The sequence below is a fragment of the Diaphorobacter nitroreducens genome (assembly GCF_002214645.1).
GTDB lineage: Bacteria > Pseudomonadota > Gammaproteobacteria > Burkholderiales > Burkholderiaceae_C > Diaphorobacter > Diaphorobacter nitroreducens.
In genome coordinates this window covers 3,927,348-3,941,755 of the sequence record NZ_CP016278.1, presented here as the reverse complement: position 1 = coordinate 3,941,755, position 14,408 = coordinate 3,927,348, and the positions used below count along the sequence as shown (strand labels likewise).

At 67.9% G+C, this 14,408-nt stretch carries 17 protein-coding genes; 6 read left to right on the top strand and 11 right to left on the bottom strand.

Features of this window, described 5'->3' with window-relative positions:
• Position 1 precedes the first annotated feature (1 nt).
• The 3 genes from BA022_RS18400 to BA022_RS18390 all read right to left on the bottom strand — a co-directional run bounded on the left by BA022_RS18400 (position 2) and on the right by BA022_RS18390 (position 1,955).
• Positions 2 to 466, bottom strand: a complete 465-nt coding sequence (locus BA022_RS18400; protein ID WP_088888406.1) for a MaoC family dehydratase — start codon at positions 464 to 466, stop codon at positions 2 to 4.
• An 82-nt stretch (positions 467 to 548) separates the two neighbouring features.
• A complete protein-coding gene (locus BA022_RS18395) occupies positions 549 to 1,169 on the bottom strand; it encodes a ParA family protein (RefSeq protein ID WP_088888405.1) in 621 nt (206 codons plus the stop codon).
• A 147-nt stretch (positions 1,170 to 1,316) separates the two neighbouring features.
• Entirely contained in the window at positions 1,317 to 1,955 is a 639-nt protein-coding gene (locus BA022_RS18390) for a LysE family transporter (protein WP_011806642.1), read from the bottom strand.
• A gap of 286 nt (positions 1,956 to 2,241) precedes the next feature.
• Between BA022_RS18390 and kefC the strand changes: the two genes are divergently transcribed.
• A complete protein-coding gene (gene kefC / locus BA022_RS18385) occupies positions 2,242 to 4,113 on the top strand; it encodes a glutathione-regulated potassium-efflux system protein KefC (protein WP_088888404.1) in 1,872 nt (623 codons plus the stop codon).
• Between the two features lie 121 nt (positions 4,114 to 4,234).
• Here kefC and BA022_RS18380 read toward each other — a convergent pair whose 3' ends face one another.
• The 5 genes from BA022_RS18380 to BA022_RS18360 all read right to left on the bottom strand — a co-directional run bounded on the left by BA022_RS18380 (position 4,235) and on the right by BA022_RS18360 (position 8,807).
• Entirely contained in the window at positions 4,235 to 5,227 is a 993-nt protein-coding gene (locus BA022_RS18380; RefSeq protein ID WP_088888403.1) for a Bug family tripartite tricarboxylate transporter substrate binding protein, read from the bottom strand.
• A gap of 88 nt (positions 5,228 to 5,315) precedes the next feature.
• Positions 5,316 to 6,116 (bottom strand): 3-oxoadipate enol-lactonase, encoded by an 801-nt coding sequence (gene pcaD, locus BA022_RS18375; RefSeq protein WP_088888402.1) that lies wholly within the window; start codon positions 6,114 to 6,116, stop codon positions 5,316 to 5,318.
• Between the two features lie 27 nt (positions 6,117 to 6,143).
• The gene (gene pcaF, locus BA022_RS18370) at positions 6,144 to 7,355 is read right to left on the bottom strand and encodes a 3-oxoadipyl-CoA thiolase (RefSeq protein ID WP_015914173.1); all 1,212 of its coding nucleotides are present in this window, start codon (positions 7,353 to 7,355) and stop codon (positions 6,144 to 6,146) included.
• Between the two features lie 75 nt (positions 7,356 to 7,430).
• Complete coding sequence (locus BA022_RS18365; RefSeq protein WP_088888401.1) at positions 7,431 to 8,084, bottom strand: 3-oxoacid CoA-transferase subunit B; 654 nt, start codon at positions 8,082 to 8,084, stop codon at positions 7,431 to 7,433.
• A 27-nt stretch (positions 8,085 to 8,111) separates the two neighbouring features.
• Entirely contained in the window at positions 8,112 to 8,807 is a 696-nt protein-coding gene (locus tag BA022_RS18360; RefSeq protein WP_015914175.1) for a 3-oxoacid CoA-transferase subunit A, read from the bottom strand.
• Positions 8,808 to 8,921: 114 nt separating this feature from the next.
• Here BA022_RS18360 and BA022_RS18355 point away from each other — a divergent pair, with 114 nt between their 5' ends.
• Positions 8,922 to 9,725: an IclR family transcriptional regulator gene (locus tag BA022_RS18355; RefSeq protein ID WP_088888400.1), complete on the top strand. Its 804-nt coding sequence runs from the start codon at positions 8,922 to 8,924 to the stop codon at positions 9,723 to 9,725.
• A gap of 66 nt (positions 9,726 to 9,791) precedes the next feature.
• Here BA022_RS18355 and BA022_RS18350 read toward each other — a convergent pair whose 3' ends face one another.
• Positions 9,792 to 10,013: a hypothetical protein gene (locus BA022_RS18350; RefSeq protein WP_015914177.1), complete on the bottom strand. Its 222-nt coding sequence runs from the start codon at positions 10,011 to 10,013 to the stop codon at positions 9,792 to 9,794.
• 150 nt (positions 10,014 to 10,163) lie between these two features.
• On the opposite strand from BA022_RS18350, the gene BA022_RS18345 reads away from it, so the two are divergent.
• Entirely contained in the window at positions 10,164 to 10,598 is a 435-nt protein-coding gene (locus BA022_RS18345) for a DUF1841 family protein (RefSeq protein ID WP_041836092.1), read from the top strand.
• Here BA022_RS18345 and BA022_RS18340 read toward each other — a convergent pair.
• Positions 10,559 to 11,461: a universal stress protein gene (locus BA022_RS18340; protein ID WP_088888399.1), complete on the bottom strand. Its 903-nt coding sequence runs from the start codon at positions 11,459 to 11,461 to the stop codon at positions 10,559 to 10,561. The genes BA022_RS18345 and BA022_RS18340 overlap by 40 nt on opposite strands.
• A gap of 459 nt (positions 11,462 to 11,920) precedes the next feature.
• Entirely contained in the window at positions 11,921 to 12,580 is a 660-nt protein-coding gene (locus BA022_RS18335; RefSeq protein WP_088888398.1) for a c-type cytochrome, read from the bottom strand.
• A gap of 108 nt (positions 12,581 to 12,688) precedes the next feature.
• Here BA022_RS18335 and BA022_RS18330 point away from each other — a divergent pair, with 108 nt between their 5' ends.
• Genes BA022_RS18330 through BA022_RS18320 form a run of 3 tightly spaced genes read left to right on the top strand, consistent with a single transcriptional unit; the run spans position 12,689 to position 14,392 of the window.
• Entirely contained in the window at positions 12,689 to 13,531 is an 843-nt protein-coding gene (locus BA022_RS18330) for an AAA family ATPase (protein ID WP_011806653.1), read from the top strand.
• A gap of 13 nt (positions 13,532 to 13,544) precedes the next feature.
• Complete coding sequence (locus BA022_RS18325; protein ID WP_088888397.1) at positions 13,545 to 13,772, top strand: hypothetical protein; 228 nt, start codon at positions 13,545 to 13,547, stop codon at positions 13,770 to 13,772.
• Positions 13,773 to 13,789: 17 nt separating this feature from the next.
• On the top strand, positions 13,790 to 14,392 hold the full coding sequence (locus BA022_RS18320; protein ID WP_088888669.1) for a GNAT family N-acetyltransferase: 603 nt from the start codon (positions 13,790 to 13,792) through the stop codon (positions 14,390 to 14,392).
• Positions 14,393 to 14,408: the final 16 nt, after the last annotated feature.

Sequence of the window (14,408 nt, the reverse complement as noted above, 5' to 3'; positions counted from 1 at the left end):
GTCAGGCGGGTGCGCCGTAGCTGCGCACCAGCGCCTCGGCCACGCACACGGGCTTGTCGCCACCCTCGCGCTCCAGGGTCACCTCCCAGGTCATCTGCATGCCGTCGGGCGCGACGGGCTCGGCCGCTGCCAGCACCATCCGCGCGCGCAGCCGGCTGCCCACGGGCACGGGAGCGGGGAAGCGCACCCGGTTGAGCCCGTAGTTCACGCCCATGCGCGCGCCGGCGATGGCAAACGATGCCTCCATGAAGCGCGGCAGCAGCGACAGTGTCAGAAAGCCGTGCGCAATGGTGGTGCCGAACGGCCCCTGCGCTGCGCGCTGCGGGTCCACATGGATCCACTGGTGGTCGCCCGTGGCGTCGGCAAACCGGTCGATCTGCGCCTGGGTGACTTCCACCCAGTCGGTGACGGCCACTTCCTGCCCGACGCAGGAGGCCACTTCGGAATAGCTGCGGAAGGTTTTCATGCGGCCACTGTAGCGGCCTGCGCGCGCGGGCGCCTGTCGGCACCGCGACAGCCCTGGCGCTGGAACTCGGCCAGCGCGCGCGTCAGGCGCCGTCCAGCCAGGCGCAGATGCCCTGCCACTGCTCCAGGTCGCGCGCCACGCGACCGGGCGACAGATCGAACAGCGACAGGCCGTGCGCCGCCAGGTGGATGTAGTTCTGCGTGTCGCGCAGGTAGCCCAGCACCGGCAGGCCCAGGCTGTCCACGAAGGCATGCAGCTTGTCCGCCGCGATGGTGCGCGCGTCCACGCGCATGCCCACGATGCCGATCGGCACGCCCGCGCTGCGACGGTGCGCGGCCAGCTCGTCCAGAAACTGGCGCGTGGCGAAGATGTCGAACACGCTGGGCTGCAGCGGCACGATGATGCGGTCGGCCAGCTTGAGCATGTCCTTCAACCGCCATCCGTGCAGGCCCGCGGGCGTGTCGAGCACGGCGTGGGCGGCATGCTTGGGCGGCTTGTCAAAGCGATCGGGCTCCACATCCCACGCGCCGATGGGGCGCGCCGCGGCCGGGCGTTGCTGCAGCCACAGCCGCGCGGACTGCTGGCGGTCCAGATCGCCCAGCACCACCGCATGCCCGCGGCTGGCGTAGTAGCCGGCGATGTTGGTGGCCAGCGTGGACTTGCCCACGCCGCCCTTGGGATTTGCAACTGCGACCACGGTCATGCCTGCCTCCTGTGTTCCGTACCCGCGCGGGGCCAGCCCGCATCGTAGTGCCGGCGGTCGCGGCCGCTGGCTCCACATAAGCAAAAACAGGCCTTAGCGCCCGTCCGTCAAGCGCTAATAGCTATTATAAAAATAGCAAACCAGCGACTACCCGTGCTGTGTGCCGCGCTTGACGAAAAACAGCCCTGCACCCACCAGCATCAGCAGGCCGCCAAACACGCGGTTCTGCGTGCGCATGGCGCGGCCGCTGCGCATCAGCGTGCGCAGCGCGCTGGCGCTGGCGGCGTAGCCGTTCATCACGATCAGGTCCACCGAGAGCATGGTGACGGCCATCACCAGCAGCTGGCTCCACAGCGGGCGCGTGTCGGTCATGAACTGCGGCAGCACGGCCACCATGAAGATGATGCCCTTGGGGTTGGTGGCATTGGTCAGCAGGCCGGTGAGCACGCGGCGGCGCCAGCTCGCGGGCTGCGCCTGCAGGTCGCCCTGCAGCGTGCCGGCGGCGCCCGCGCGCCACTGCATGAAGCCCAGGTAGATCAGGTAGCACGCACCCAGCACCTTGACGATGCTGAAGGCCAGTTCCGACGCCACCAGCAGCGAGCCCACGCCCGCGCCGGCCACCACCAGGATCAGCAGCAGGCCCAGCTCCAGCCCCAGGATCGTGGCGCCCGCCTTGCGCACGCCGTAGGACAGCCCGTGGCTCATGGACAGCACGGCGCCCGAGCCCGGCGAGATGGCGATCACCCACGACGCCGCAAAAAAAGCCATCCAGGTATGCCAGTCCATGTCGTGGTCCGTCGGGAAATGAGGGGGAAGGAATGCGGCGATTCTATCGGCCGACGCAGCCGGCACGCTGCGCGGCGGTCCTCGGGCGTCCGGCATGAAAACGCGGCCTAGCGCTTTTCCATCCAGTGCTAACAGCTATCAAAACCAGAGCATTCACGGCACCTTGCCCGCCCGGCGGCCCCCCGCGCCTGCGCCGCCCGCGGGCCGGGTGCACAATTTCTGCCCGCGCCCGAGTGCGGCGCACGCACTTCCCCGCATCACTTTTCGCGCCCTCTTCCTGCACACCATGGCCCAAGCCCCCGTCTGGCTCACCTACGGATTCACCTATCTCGCCGCGGCTGTGATCGCCGTCCCCATCGCCCGCGCGCTGGGGCTGGGCGCCATCATCGGCTACCTGGCCGCGGGCATCGCCATCGGCCCCTGGGGCCTGGCGCTGGTGAGCAATGTGCAGGACATCCTGCATTTCGCGGAGTTCGGCGTGGTGCTGATGCTGTTTCTGGTGGGGCTGGAGCTGCAACCCAGCCGCCTGTGGAGCCTGCGCCGCCCCATCTTCGGCCTGGGCACGGCGCAGATGGTGGGCTGCGCCGCACTGCTGTGGGCCGCGGCCTGGGCGTTCGGGCTGCCATGGCGTGTGGGGCTGGTGGGCGCGCTGGGGCTGGCGCTGTCGTCCACCGCCATCGCGCTGCAGGTGATCAACGAGCGCAACCTGATGCGCACGGACAGCGGGCAGAAGGCCTTCTCGATCCTGCTGTTCCAGGACGTGGCGGCGATCCCCATCCTGGCGCTGCTGCCGCTGCTGGGCGTGGCCGCGCGCGCGGCCGAGCTGGACCATCCGCACGAAGTGCGGGGGCTGCTGCTGGAGGCGGCCAAGATCCTGGGCGTGGTGGGCGCCATCGTGCTCGGCGGGCGGCTCGCGCTGCGCCCGCTGCTGCGCTGGATCGCCAAGAGCAAGACGCCCGAGATCTTCACCGCCACCTCGCTGTTCCTGGTGGTGGGCATCGCCATGCTGATGCTGTCGGTGGGCCTGTCGATGGCGCTGGGCGCGTTCCTTGCCGGCGTGCTGCTGGCCGACAGCGAGTTCCGCCGCGAGCTGGAGACCGACATCGAGCCCTTCAAGGGCCTGCTGCTCGGCCTGTTCTTCATCGCGGTGGGCATGAGCATCGACTTCGGCGTGATCCTGCGCACGCCCTGGGGCATGCTGGCGCTGCTGCTGGGCTTCCTGGGCATCAAGGCACTGGTGATCTGGACGCTGGCGCGCGTGACCGCCATGCCCTACCAGGAGCGGCCTGTGTTCACGCTGCTGCTGGCGCAGGGCGGCGAGTTCGCCTTCGTGGTGTTCCAGGCCGGCGCGGGCTTTCGCGCGATTCCGGCCGAGATGGCGTCGCTGCTGATCGGCGCGGTAGCCTTGTCCATGCTGATCAGCCCGCTGCTGCTGGTGCTGCTGGACCGGGTGCTGCTCAAGCGCTTTGCCACGCTGAAGACCGCCCCGCAGGCGCAGGAGATCTCCGAGCCGCAGTCGGCCCCGGTGATCATTGCCGGCTTCGGGCGCTATGGGCAGATCGTGGCGCGCATGATGCTGGCGCAGGGCGTGCCCGCCACGGTGCTGGACCACAGCGTGGAGATGCTGGAGGTGGCCCACACCTTTGGCTACCGTGTGTTCTATGGCGACGCCACGCGCGTGAACCTGCTGCGCATGGCCGGCGCCGAGCATGCGCGCATCCTGGTGGTGGCGGTGGACGCGCCGGAGCAGTCGCTCAAGATCGTACAACTGGCGAAGAAGCACTTTCCCCAGTTGCAGATCGTGGCGCGTGCGCGCGACGTGACGCACTGGCACGCGCTGCGCGATCTGGGCGTGGAGCACGTGGAGCGCGAGGTGTTCGAGTCCAGCCTGCGCACCGCGCGCACGGTGCTGGAGCTCAACGGCCTGTCGCCGCAAGAGGCCGACACCTTGGCCGAGCGCTTCCGCGCGCACAACATGGCGCTGTCCAACCGCATGTACGAGCACCACAACGACCGCGAGGCCATGATCGCCGTCGCCAAGCAGGGCCGCGCCCAACTGGTGGAGCAGATGGCCAAGGAGCGCCAGGAACGCCTGGCCGCGGCGGAGGCTGGCGCCGGCCTGCCGCCCGATGCGCCCCAGGCACCCAAGGCTCCATAACAAAAGAGCCTGTAGCGCCCGTCCATCAAGCGCTACAAGCTCTCGTATCAATAGCAGATTACCGCTACCCCTCCACCCGCCGTGTGAGGGAGGGTAAGGGGCTGAACCGCTCAGCGAAGGGTCAGTCGGCCGTCGCGCCGGACTCCTTCACCACCTTGCCCCACTTCACGCTTTCGGCCTGGATGAAGGCGGCGAACTGCGCGGGAGTCTCGGCCACCACGTCACCGCCCTGCTCGGCGATCTTCTTCTTCACGTCGGCCTGGTTCAGCACCTTGATCAGCGCGGCGTGCAGCTTGTCCAGCACCGGCTTGGGCGTGCCGGCCGGGGCAAACATGCCGAACCAGGAGGTTGCCTCGTAGCCGGGCACGCCGGCTTCGGCGATGGTCGGCACGTCAGGCAGCTCGGGCGAGCGCTTGGCGGTGGTCACGGCGATGGGGCGCAGCTTGCCCGAGCGCACGTGCTGGATGGCCGAGGGCATGTTGTCGAACATGACGGAGGTCTGGCCGCCCAGCAGGTCGGTCATGGCGGGGGCGCTGCCCTTGTAGGGGATGTGCAGCAGGTCGGTGCCGGTCATGCTCTTGAAGAGCTCGCCCGATACGTGGGGTGACGCGCCGCTGCCGGGCGAGCCAAACGTGATCTTGCCGGGGTTGGCCTTGGCGTAGGCGATCATTTCCTTCACGGTCTTGAACGGCTGGCTGGGGTGGGCCACCAGCAGGTTGGGCACCGTGGCCACGCGCGACAGCGGCGCAAAGTCCTTCACCGGGTCGAAGGGCATCTTCTTGTACAGCGACTGGTTGATGGCGTGCGTGCCCACCGTGCCCATGAACAGGGTGTAGCCGTCGGCTGCGGCCTTGGCGGCCAGCGATCCGCCAATGTTGCCGCCCGCGCCGGGCTTGTTGTCCACCACGACGGACTGGCCCAGCTCGGTGGTGAGGCCCTGGCCCACGATGCGCGCCAGGATGTCGGTGGTGCCGCCGGCCGAGAACGGCACGATGATGGTGATGGGCTTGGTGGGGAAGTTCTGCGCCAGGGCGCCCAGGGGCAGCGCGCCGGCGGCGGCCACGGCCAGGGAGGCCAGCAGCGTGCGGCGGGTGGTGTGATGAAGGTTGGTCATGCTTGTTTCCTCTTTCTCTAGGATTGGATGAATGGAAGGGAGCGGCGTGGGCAGCGCAGCAAGCCGCACTGCATCGCCACCTGCGGTCTCAGCCGCGCAGGAACTGCGCCAGGGCCTCGTCAAAGGCCTGCGGCGCTTCCAGGTTGGACAGGTGCGAAGCCGGCACTTCGGCCAGCCGCGCACCGGCAATGGCCGCCTGCATGAAGCGGCCGTCGGCCACGGTGGTCACGGGGTCGGCGCTGCCAGCCACGATCAGCGTGGGCACGTCGATGCCACCCATCTGCGAGCGCAGGTCGGCCAGCGCCAGGGCTTCGCAGCAGGCGGCATAGCCCTCGGGGGAAATGCCGGCAATCCAGCTCTGCGCGCGCAGCACCACGTCCGGCTCGGCCGCGCAGAAGGCTGGGGTGAACCAGCGCGCGGGTGACGATGCGGCCAGCTCCGCCATGGCGTCACGGCCTTTTTCGCGCACCAGCGCGGCGCGGGCCTGCCAGCCTTCGGCCGTGCCGATCTTGGCGGCGCTGTTGCACACGGCCAGGCTCAGCAAGCGCTGGGGCTGGTGCACGCCCAGCCACAGGCCCGTGAAGCCGCCCATGGAGATGCCGCAGAAGTGCGCACGCTCGATCCGCAGCGCATCCAGCACCGCGACCACGTCGCCGCCCAGCAGTTCGAAGGTGTATGGGCCGGGTGTCACCACGCTCGCGCCGTGGCCGCGCGTGTCGTAGCGCACCACGCGGAAGTCCTGGGCGAAGCGCGCGGCCTGCGCGTCCCACATCTCCAGCGTGGTGCCCAGGGAGTTGGAAAACACCAGGGCCGGCGCGCCCTCGGGGCCTTGCACGCACACGCGCAGGCGCCCGCCTTGCACGTCCACCCAGCGTTCTTGCTTTTTCATGCTCGCTCCTCGGGTCACGCCGCGCGCTTACACGCGCTCCAGCACCACGGCGATGCCCTGGCCCACGCCGATGCACATGGTGCACAGCGCGTAGCGGCCGCCCAGCGTGTGCAGCTGGTTCACGGCGGTGGTGGCCAGGCGCGCGCCCGAGGCCCCCAGCGGGTGGCCCAGGGCGATGGCGCCGCCCCACTGGTTGACGCGCTTGTCGTCATCGGCAACACCCAGGTCGCGCAGCACGGCCAGGCCCTGTGCGGCGAAGGCTTCGTTCAGCTCGATCACGTCCATCTGGTCCAGCGTCAGGCCGGTCTGGGCCAGCACCTTGCGCACGGCGGGCGCGGGGCCAAAGCCCATGATGCGCGGCGCCACACCGGCCACGGCCATGCCCACCACGCGGGCGCGGGGCACCAGGTTGTATTGCTGGGCGGCCGCCTCATCGGCCAGCAGCAGCGCGCAGGCGCCGTCGTTCACGCCGCTGGCGTTGCCGGCCGTGACGGTGCCGCCCTCGCGCACCACGCCCTTGAGCTTGGCCAGCGCCTCCAGCGTGGTGGCGCGCGGATGCTCGTCCTGGCTGACCACGACGGCGTCGCCCTTCTTCTGGGGAATGACGACGTTGACGATTTCCTTGGCCAGGTAGCCGGCGGCCATCGCGGCGGCGGCCTTTTGCTGGCTGGCCAGGGCCATGCGGTCCTGGGCCTCGCGCTCGATCTTGAAATCGTCGGCCACGTTCTCGGCCGTCTCGGGCATGGAGTCCACGCCGTATTGAGCCTTCATCAGCTTGTTGATGAAGCGCCAGCCGATGGTGGTGTCGTACACCGCGTTGCTACGGCTGAAGGCGCTTTCCGCCTTGGGCATCACGAAGGGCGCGCGGCTCATGGACTCGACGCCGCCAGCGATCATCAGGCGCGCCTCGCCCGACTTGATGGCGCGCGCGGCGGAGCCCACGGCGTCCAGGCCCGAGCCGCACAGGCGGTTGATGGTGGCGCCGGGCACGTCGATGGGCAGGCCGGCCAGCAGGCTGGACATGCGCGCCACGTTGCGGTTGTCCTCGCCGGCCTGGTTGGCGTTGCCATACAGCACGTCATCCACCGCTGCCCAGTCCACGCCGGGGTTGCGCTCCATCAGCGCCTTGATGGGCAACGCGCCCAGGTCGTCGGTGCGCACGCTGGAGAGGGCGCCGCCGTAGCGGCCGAAGGGGGTGCGGATCGCGTCGCAGATGAAGGCTTGGCGGGCGTTGCTCATGGTGTCTCCGAGGGGAATATCAAAAAGGTGAGCTGCCAGCGCTTGTCCATCAAGCGCTGGAGGCCGTTTTGGTACTTATTGCTGTGCGGGCTGGATCGGCAGGCCGACGATGCGCTCCAGCTCCTCGTGCGAGAGGCCGGGCACGGTGTCGATCAGGCGCAGGCCCTGGGGCGTGCATTCCAGCGTGCACAGGTCGGTGTAGATGCGCTTGACGCAGGCCAGGCCCGTCAGGGGGTAGCTGCAGGCCTGGACCACCTTGCATTCGCCGGTCTTGCTGACCAGATCCATCATCACCCAGGTGGACTTGGCGCCCACGGCCAGGTCCATGGCGCCGCCCACGGCAGGAATGGCGCCGGGCTCGCCAGTGCTCCAGTTGGCCAGGTCGCCCGTGGCCGACACCTGGAAGGCGCCCAGCACGCAGATGTCCAGGTGGCCGCCGCGCATCATCGCGAAGCTGTCGGCATGGTGGAAGTAGCAGCCACCGGGCAGCAGCGTCACGGGCTGCTTGCCGGCGTTGGTCAGGTCATAGTCCTCCTGGCCCTTGGCGGGCGCGGGGCCCATGCCCAGGATGCCGTTCTCGGAATGCAGCACCACCTCGCGGCCTGCGGGGATGTGGTTGGCCACCAGGGTCGGCTGGCCGATGCCCAGGTTCACATAGGCACCGTCGAAGATGTCCTGGGCCACTCGTGCGGCCAGTTCGTCCTTGGTTCGTTTTTGATAGCTGCTCACGCTGTATCTCCTTGGGCTGAACGGGCTTTACTTCTTGAATCCACCGGCCTGGGTGGCCACGCGCGGCACCTGGACGACCTTGCTCACGTAGATGCCGGGGGTGACCACGGCCTCGGGGTCCATCTCGCCCAGCTCCACCAGTTCATGCACGGTGGCCACGGTGTACTTGGCCGCCATGGCGCACACGGGGCCGAAGTTGCGCGCCGACATGCGGTAGGTCAGGTTGCCCCAGCGGTCGCCCTTCTCGGCCTTGACCAAGGCCACATCGCCGTAGATGGGGTACTCCAGCACGTAGTGCTTGCCGTTGATCTCGCGGGTTTCCTTGCCTTCGGCCAGCTGCGTGCCATAGGCCGTGGGGCAGAAGAAGGCGCCGATGCCGGCGCCCGCGGCGCGCATGCGCTCGGCCAGGTTGCCCTGGGGCACCAGTTCCAGTTCGATCTTGCCGCTGCGGTACAGCTCGTCGAACACATAGCTGTCCACCTGGCGCGGGAAGCTGCAGATGATCTTGCGCACCTGCCCGCTCTTGAGCAGCGCGGCCAGGCCGGCATCGCCGTTGCCGGCGTTGTTGTTGACCACGGTGAGGTCGCGCGCGCCTTGGGCGATCAGGCCGTTGATCAGTTCAATGGGGTTGCCCGAAGTGCCAAAGCCGCCAATCAGTACGGTGGCGCCGTCCTGCACGCCCGCGAGCGCCTCGGCAACGGAATCCGCAATCTTGTTGATCATGTGTTGCTGGTCCAGTGAGGGAAAAGGAGCCGGCCCGGGCCGGCTGTCGTGATCGTGTCACTTTGTTCGCATATAGAACAAATGTTCGTATAATGAATTTTAGGACGAACTGCCATGGATGACACCCCCCTTTCCGTAAGTAATACCCACAAGCCGGGGGATAGCTACGTGCAGTCGTTTGCACGCGGGCTGGAGGTGATCCGTTCCTTCAGCGCGGCGGCGCCGCAGCAGACCCTGAGCGAAGTCGCGGCACGCACCGGCCTGACGCGCGCAGGCGCGCGCCGCATCTTGCTGACGCTGCAGACGCTCGGGTATCTGGAGAGCGATGGCCGGCTGTTCCGCCTCACGCCGCGCATCCTGGACCTGGGCTTTGCCTACCTGAGTTCCATGCCCATCTGGGACCTGGCCGAGCCGCTGATGGAGGCCCTCACCGACCGCGTGCACGAGTCCTGCTCCGCCGCCGTGCTGGACGGGCTGGACATCGTCTATGTGCTGCGCGTGCACACCCACAAGATCATGAGCACCAACCTGGCCGTGGGCTCACGCCTGCCGGCGTTCTGGACGTCGCTGGGCCGCGTGCTGCTGGCCGAGCTGCCCGAGCAGGACCTGCGCGCCCGACTGGCCGCGCTGCCGCGCCAGCAGTTCACGCGCCACACGGTGCTGGACGATGCGACGCTGCTCGCGCGCATCGCCCAGGCACGCGCCCAGGGCTGGTGCCTGGTGGATCAGGAACTGGAAGAGGGTTTGATTTCGGTGGCCGCGCCGCTCAAGAACCGGGCGGGCCAGGTGGTGGCGGCCCTGAACATCAGCGGCCAGGCCAATCGCACCAGCACCGAAATGCTGCGCGAGCAGTTGCTGCCCGAACTGCTGGCCACGGCCCAGACCATCTCGCGCATGCTGGGCACGCACCGGCCCTGACGCACGTAGGACCTGGGCCAACGCCCGCGCGCACGGCGCAAACCGTGCGCAGCAATGGAACCTGCGTCAGGGCTTGCGCATGCTGAGCACCAGCACCAGGGCGCCCACGGCGATCGCGCCAATGCTGAGCCATTGCGGCACATTGACGGATTCCTTTTCCTTCACCGACAGCTCCAGCGGCCCGATGCGGGCCTGCGTGGTTTCCTTGGTGAAGCTGAAGCCCCCGGTGAAGAACCCGGCCAGGCCCAGGATCAGCAAGATCACGCCCAGAATGCGCATGCCCGTCATGGTGTCCACCTCTTTTTTATGTTGGTCGTAGGGTCGGCAGCCGCCAGCGGCGCCCGCCGCTACTGTAGAGCCGGCGTAACCCCGCCGTCGTAGGAGGCCACCGCGACATCCCGCGGCAGAGCCTCCGCGTTGCATGCTACTCTGGAATCCATGTTCAATCCCACCCAAGCCGACGTACGCCGCTTCTTCTGCGCCACGCATGCCAAGCAGCAGGCCGGCCAGCCCATGGAGGCCATCGAGACGCTGGCCGGCCTGTGGATCGCGGAGCATCCTGAGTACCAGCCCGAGCTGGCCGATGTGGACACGGCCCTGGCGCGCAACTACGACGAGACGCCGGACCGCACCAACCCCTTCCTGCACCTGTCGATGCACCTCTCGATCAGCGAGCAGTGCAGCATCGACCAGCCGCGCGGCATCCGCCAGGCCGTGGAACTGCTGGCCGCGCGCCTGGGATCGTTGCACGACGCGCACCACGCCGCCATGGAATGCCTGGGCACCATGCTGTGGGAGGCCCAGCGCGCGGGCCGGGCACCCGACGGCGACGCCTATATCGCCTGCGTCCAGCGGCGCGCCACGCGGGGCTGAGCCGTGGTGCCGCGCGGTGCGGCGCCCGCGTAGTCGTGCGGGTACACCAGCACGTCGCAGCCCACGCCCCCCAGCAGCCGCTGGGCTACGCTGCCCAGCAGCAGATCCAGCATCCATCCCCGGCGCCGGTGCATCAGCGCCACCAGCTCCGCGCCCGAGCGCTCCTGCTGCACGGCCACCTGCCGCGCCACATCGCCCATGCCGACGGTCATTCCCACACGATTGCGCCGCGCCTCGAAGGCATCGGACAGCCGCACCAGCCGGTCGTGCGCATGCCGCTGCATTTGCGCGCGCCACGCGCGCACGGCCTGGGCCGATGCCTCCGCACTGCGCAGCTTGGCCTCATCGCGCAGGTCCACGGCATGGAACAGCTCCACCGCAGCGGCAGTATCCAGCCCGCTCGCGTAGCGCACCATGGCATCGGCCGCCGGCGAAAAATCCACGGCCAGCAGCACATGCGCATAAGCCTCGCGCGCCGCACGCTGCACCACCAGCACGGGGCACGGACTGCGCCGCAGGATCTGGCTCAACGTGCCACCGCGCCACAACTGCTCCACGCCCTGGTGCGCGCGCTTGTCCAGCACCAGCAGGTCGGCGCCCACGGCCGCGCGCAAGACCTCATCCACCACGCCGGCGCCGCGGTACGCCAGGGCCTTGACCGGCAGGTCGTGGCGGCGCGCCAGTTGGCGCGCGCGCTGCTCCAGCCGCGCCTGCGGGTCGACGAACTTCGGGTCCGGCTGCTCCGCACCAAACAGAAGATGCAGGCGCGCCTTGTGCTCGGCAGCCAACAGCGCGGCACGGTCAAGCGCATGCTCCGCCGCGGTCGAGAAATCGGTGAGGGCCACAATGGTCTGAAGGCGCATGGTCAAAACTCCTGGTCAACAAGCGGGAACAACGGCGCACAAAGCGACCGTCAGCGGCGCGTCATCGGTGGGGAGAAGGTGCGCATCCGGGGTGCCGAACGGCGGGGCGCGCGGCAAGCAGGCCCCAGCGCACCGGAGCTGGCTGCCCGGCGGTACGCGTGACGCTTGGATGAAAGGAGTGGAGAACCGCCGGGCCTAGTGATCTGCGGCCGGCGAAGCTGGTTTCAGAACACCCATCCTGCGCATGGCGCGCGCCATCTCGACGGCTGCAGATGCAAGCCGCGCGATACGGACGCACGGGGTGGAAACCAGGAAACGCATGGGGCCGATTGTAGGAAGTCCCTCTCTCCGGGGCAACCATTCCGCACCTGGGCGTGCCAGATAAGGAACCCAGCCCGCTTGCCTCAACCGGGCGTAAAAAAACCCGCGTTTGCGGGCTTCTTCGGGTGCGTGACACGGTCAGCGAAAGCGCGGCTGTGGAACGACCTGCAGGTCTCCATCGAGCGAACCCAGGTAACCCGCCAGCGCCTTCAGCTCAGTGTTGGAAAACTGCTTGGCGATGCCGGCCATCACGCCGTTGCTGCGGCCCACGTACGCGCCCTTGTCGGTCTTGTATGACTTGAGCGCCACGAACAGGTAGTCCGCATGCTGGCCCGCGATCTTGGGATAGGACGGGTCGATGGGCTTGGCGAAGTTCTCGCCGTGGCAGGACACGCAAGCGCCCTTTTGCAGCAGCTGCGCCACCTGGGCATTGGGTTCGCGCGAGGGCTTGGCGGGTGCCCCGGCGCTCGTGCCGTGCTCGGCATAGTAGGCCGACACATCGGCAATGTCCTGCTCCGACAGCGAATCGGCGATGCCGCGCATGGTGGGATGCTTGCGATCGCCCTTCTTGTAGGCGTCGAGTGCGGAGGCGATGTACTTGGCACCCTGGCCGGAAATCATCGGCACCTTGTGCACTTCGGGGAAGCTGGCCTGGTAGCCCGGGATGCCGTGGCACCCGATGCACATGGCGATCTTTTGCGCCCCAGCTTTGGCATCTCCCTTGATCTCCTCGGCATGGAGAAAACCGGTCGCACAAGCGACAGACAGGCCGAATATCGTGGTCAGTGTCTTCTTCATTTTGCGCGCACAATCAGGCGATTGGTTGTCTCCGCGTTCTAGTTCGTGGACGATTATAGCCAGCGCTTGTCAAGCCCTTTCATCAACGATTTCCCTATTCCCAGGCCCATGAAATTCCAAGGATCCCAGAATTACGTTGCCACCCAGGACCTGATGCTCGCGGTGAATGCAGCCATCACACTGCAGCGCCCACTGCTGGTCAAGGGCGAGCCCGGCACGGGCAAGACCATGCTGGCCGAGGAAGTGGCCCAGGCGCTGGACATGCCGCTCCTGCAGTGGCACATCAAGTCCACCACCAAGGCGCAGCAGGGCCTGTACGAATATGACGCGGTGAGCCGCCTGCGCGACTCGCAACTGGGCGACGAGCGCGTCAAGGACATCCACAACTACATCGTCAAGGGCGTGCTGTGGCAGGCCTTCACGGCCGACAAGCCGGTGGCGCTCTTGATCGACGAGATCGACAAGGCCGACATCGAATTCCCCAACGACCTGCTGCGCGAACTCGACCGCATGGAGTTCTACTGCTACGAAACGCGCGAGATGATCCGGGCCAAGCACCGCCCGCTGGTGTTCATCACCTCCAACAACGAGAAGGAGCTGCCCGACGCTTTCCTGCGCCGCTGCTTCTTCCACTACATCAAGTTCCCCGAGGCCGAGACGATGAAGAAGATCGTCGACGTGCACTTCCCCACGCTCAAGAGCGAACTGCTCACCGTGGCGATGAAGACCTTCTACGACGTGCGCAACCTGCCCGGCCTGAAGAAGAAGCCCTCGACCAGTGAGCTCATCGACTGGCTCAAGCTGCTGGTGGCCGAGGAGATCCCGCTCGAAGCCCTGCAAAGCGCCGACAACAAGGTGGCCGTGCCGCCACTGGTGGGCGCGCTGCTCAAGAACGAGCAGGACGTGAGCCTGTTCGAGAAGCTGGTCTTCATGAACCAGCGCAACCGCTGAGCCGGAGCCCGTCATGAGCACTGCACAGCGGCTTTTGATGGAAGGTGCGTCCGACGCGATAGGGTTCGTGGGCGGCGCGCTCGCGGGCTATGGCGTGGGCCTGCTGCTGGGGATGGACATCTTCAACGAGGGCTACGGGGCGGCCAGCATTGCAGGCATCGCCCTGGTGGGCATCGGGGGCGGGCTGGGCCTGCACCTGGCGCGGCGCTGGCGCGCGGCCCGCAGCGCGCGGAAAGAATGAGCAAGGAGCGACAGTCCATGGCCTTCGTCGAGCCCGTCACCCTGCGCCAGAGCGGCCTGCGGCTGGAGCCCCTGGCCCTGGCGCATGAAGCCGGCCTCGCCGCCGCCGCGGCCGACGGCGAGCTGTGGAGACTGCGCGTCACCAGCGTGCCCGAGCCGCAGGACACGCGCGCCTACATCGAGACGGCGCTGCGCATGCGCGACGAGGGCAACCGTTTCGCGTTTGCCGTGCTCGACGATGCCACAGGCCGCGTGCTGGGCACGACGAGCTACCACGACATCCTGCCCGCCGTGAAGCGGGTGGAGATCGGCTACACCTGGTATCGCCAGAGCGTGCAGCGCACGCATGTGAACACCACTGCCAAGCTGCTGATGATGGGCCATGCCTTCGACACGCTGCAATGCCATGTCGTGGGCTGGCGCACCGACAACTTCAACTTTGCATCGCAACGCGCCATCGAGCGCCTGGGCGCGAAGAAGGACGGCGTGATCCGCGGCCATGCGCTGCGCCGCGACGGCACCATCCGCGACACGGTGATGTACAGCATGCGCAGCGGCGAATGGCCCGAAGCGCGCGCGCAGTTGCTATACCTTCTGCAGCGCCATGCGCCCGCTGAATAAGCGCTGGAGGCCTGTT

Excerpts from the sequence above, each read along its gene's own strand:
- BA022_RS18400 (WP_088888406.1), bottom strand. The coding sequence starts at position 466 with ATGAAAACCTTCCGCAGCTATTCCGAAGTGGCCTCCTGCGTCGGGCAG.
- BA022_RS18395 (WP_088888405.1), bottom strand. The coding sequence starts at position 1,169 with ATGACCGTGGTCGCAGTTGCAAATCCCAAGGGCGGCGTGGGCAAGTCC.
- BA022_RS18390 (WP_011806642.1), bottom strand. The coding sequence starts at position 1,955 with ATGGACTGGCATACCTGGATGGCTTTTTTTGCGGCGTCGTGGGTGATC.
- kefC (WP_088888404.1), top strand. The coding sequence starts at position 2,242 with ATGGCCCAAGCCCCCGTCTGGCTCACCTACGGATTCACCTATCTCGCC.
- BA022_RS18380 (WP_088888403.1), bottom strand. The coding sequence starts at position 5,227 with ATGACCAACCTTCATCACACCACCCGCCGCACGCTGCTGGCCTCCCTG.
- pcaD (WP_088888402.1), bottom strand. The coding sequence starts at position 6,116 with ATGAAAAAGCAAGAACGCTGGGTGGACGTGCAAGGCGGGCGCCTGCGC.
- pcaF (WP_015914173.1), bottom strand. The coding sequence starts at position 7,355 with ATGAGCAACGCCCGCCAAGCCTTCATCTGCGACGCGATCCGCACCCCC.
- BA022_RS18360 (WP_015914175.1), bottom strand. The coding sequence starts at position 8,807 with ATGATCAACAAGATTGCGGATTCCGTTGCCGAGGCGCTCGCGGGCGTG.
- BA022_RS18355 (WP_088888400.1), top strand. The coding sequence starts at position 8,922 with ATGGATGACACCCCCCTTTCCGTAAGTAATACCCACAAGCCGGGGGAT.
- BA022_RS18350 (WP_015914177.1), bottom strand. The coding sequence starts at position 10,013 with ATGACGGGCATGCGCATTCTGGGCGTGATCTTGCTGATCCTGGGCCTG.
- BA022_RS18345 (WP_041836092.1), top strand. The coding sequence starts at position 10,164 with ATGTTCAATCCCACCCAAGCCGACGTACGCCGCTTCTTCTGCGCCACG.
- BA022_RS18340 (WP_088888399.1), bottom strand. The coding sequence starts at position 11,461 with ATGCGCCTTCAGACCATTGTGGCCCTCACCGATTTCTCGACCGCGGCG.
- BA022_RS18335 (WP_088888398.1), bottom strand. The coding sequence starts at position 12,580 with ATGAAGAAGACACTGACCACGATATTCGGCCTGTCTGTCGCTTGTGCG.
- BA022_RS18330 (WP_011806653.1), top strand. The coding sequence starts at position 12,689 with ATGAAATTCCAAGGATCCCAGAATTACGTTGCCACCCAGGACCTGATG.
- BA022_RS18325 (WP_088888397.1), top strand. The coding sequence starts at position 13,545 with ATGAGCACTGCACAGCGGCTTTTGATGGAAGGTGCGTCCGACGCGATA.
- BA022_RS18320 (WP_088888669.1), top strand. The coding sequence starts at position 13,790 with ATGGCCTTCGTCGAGCCCGTCACCCTGCGCCAGAGCGGCCTGCGGCTG.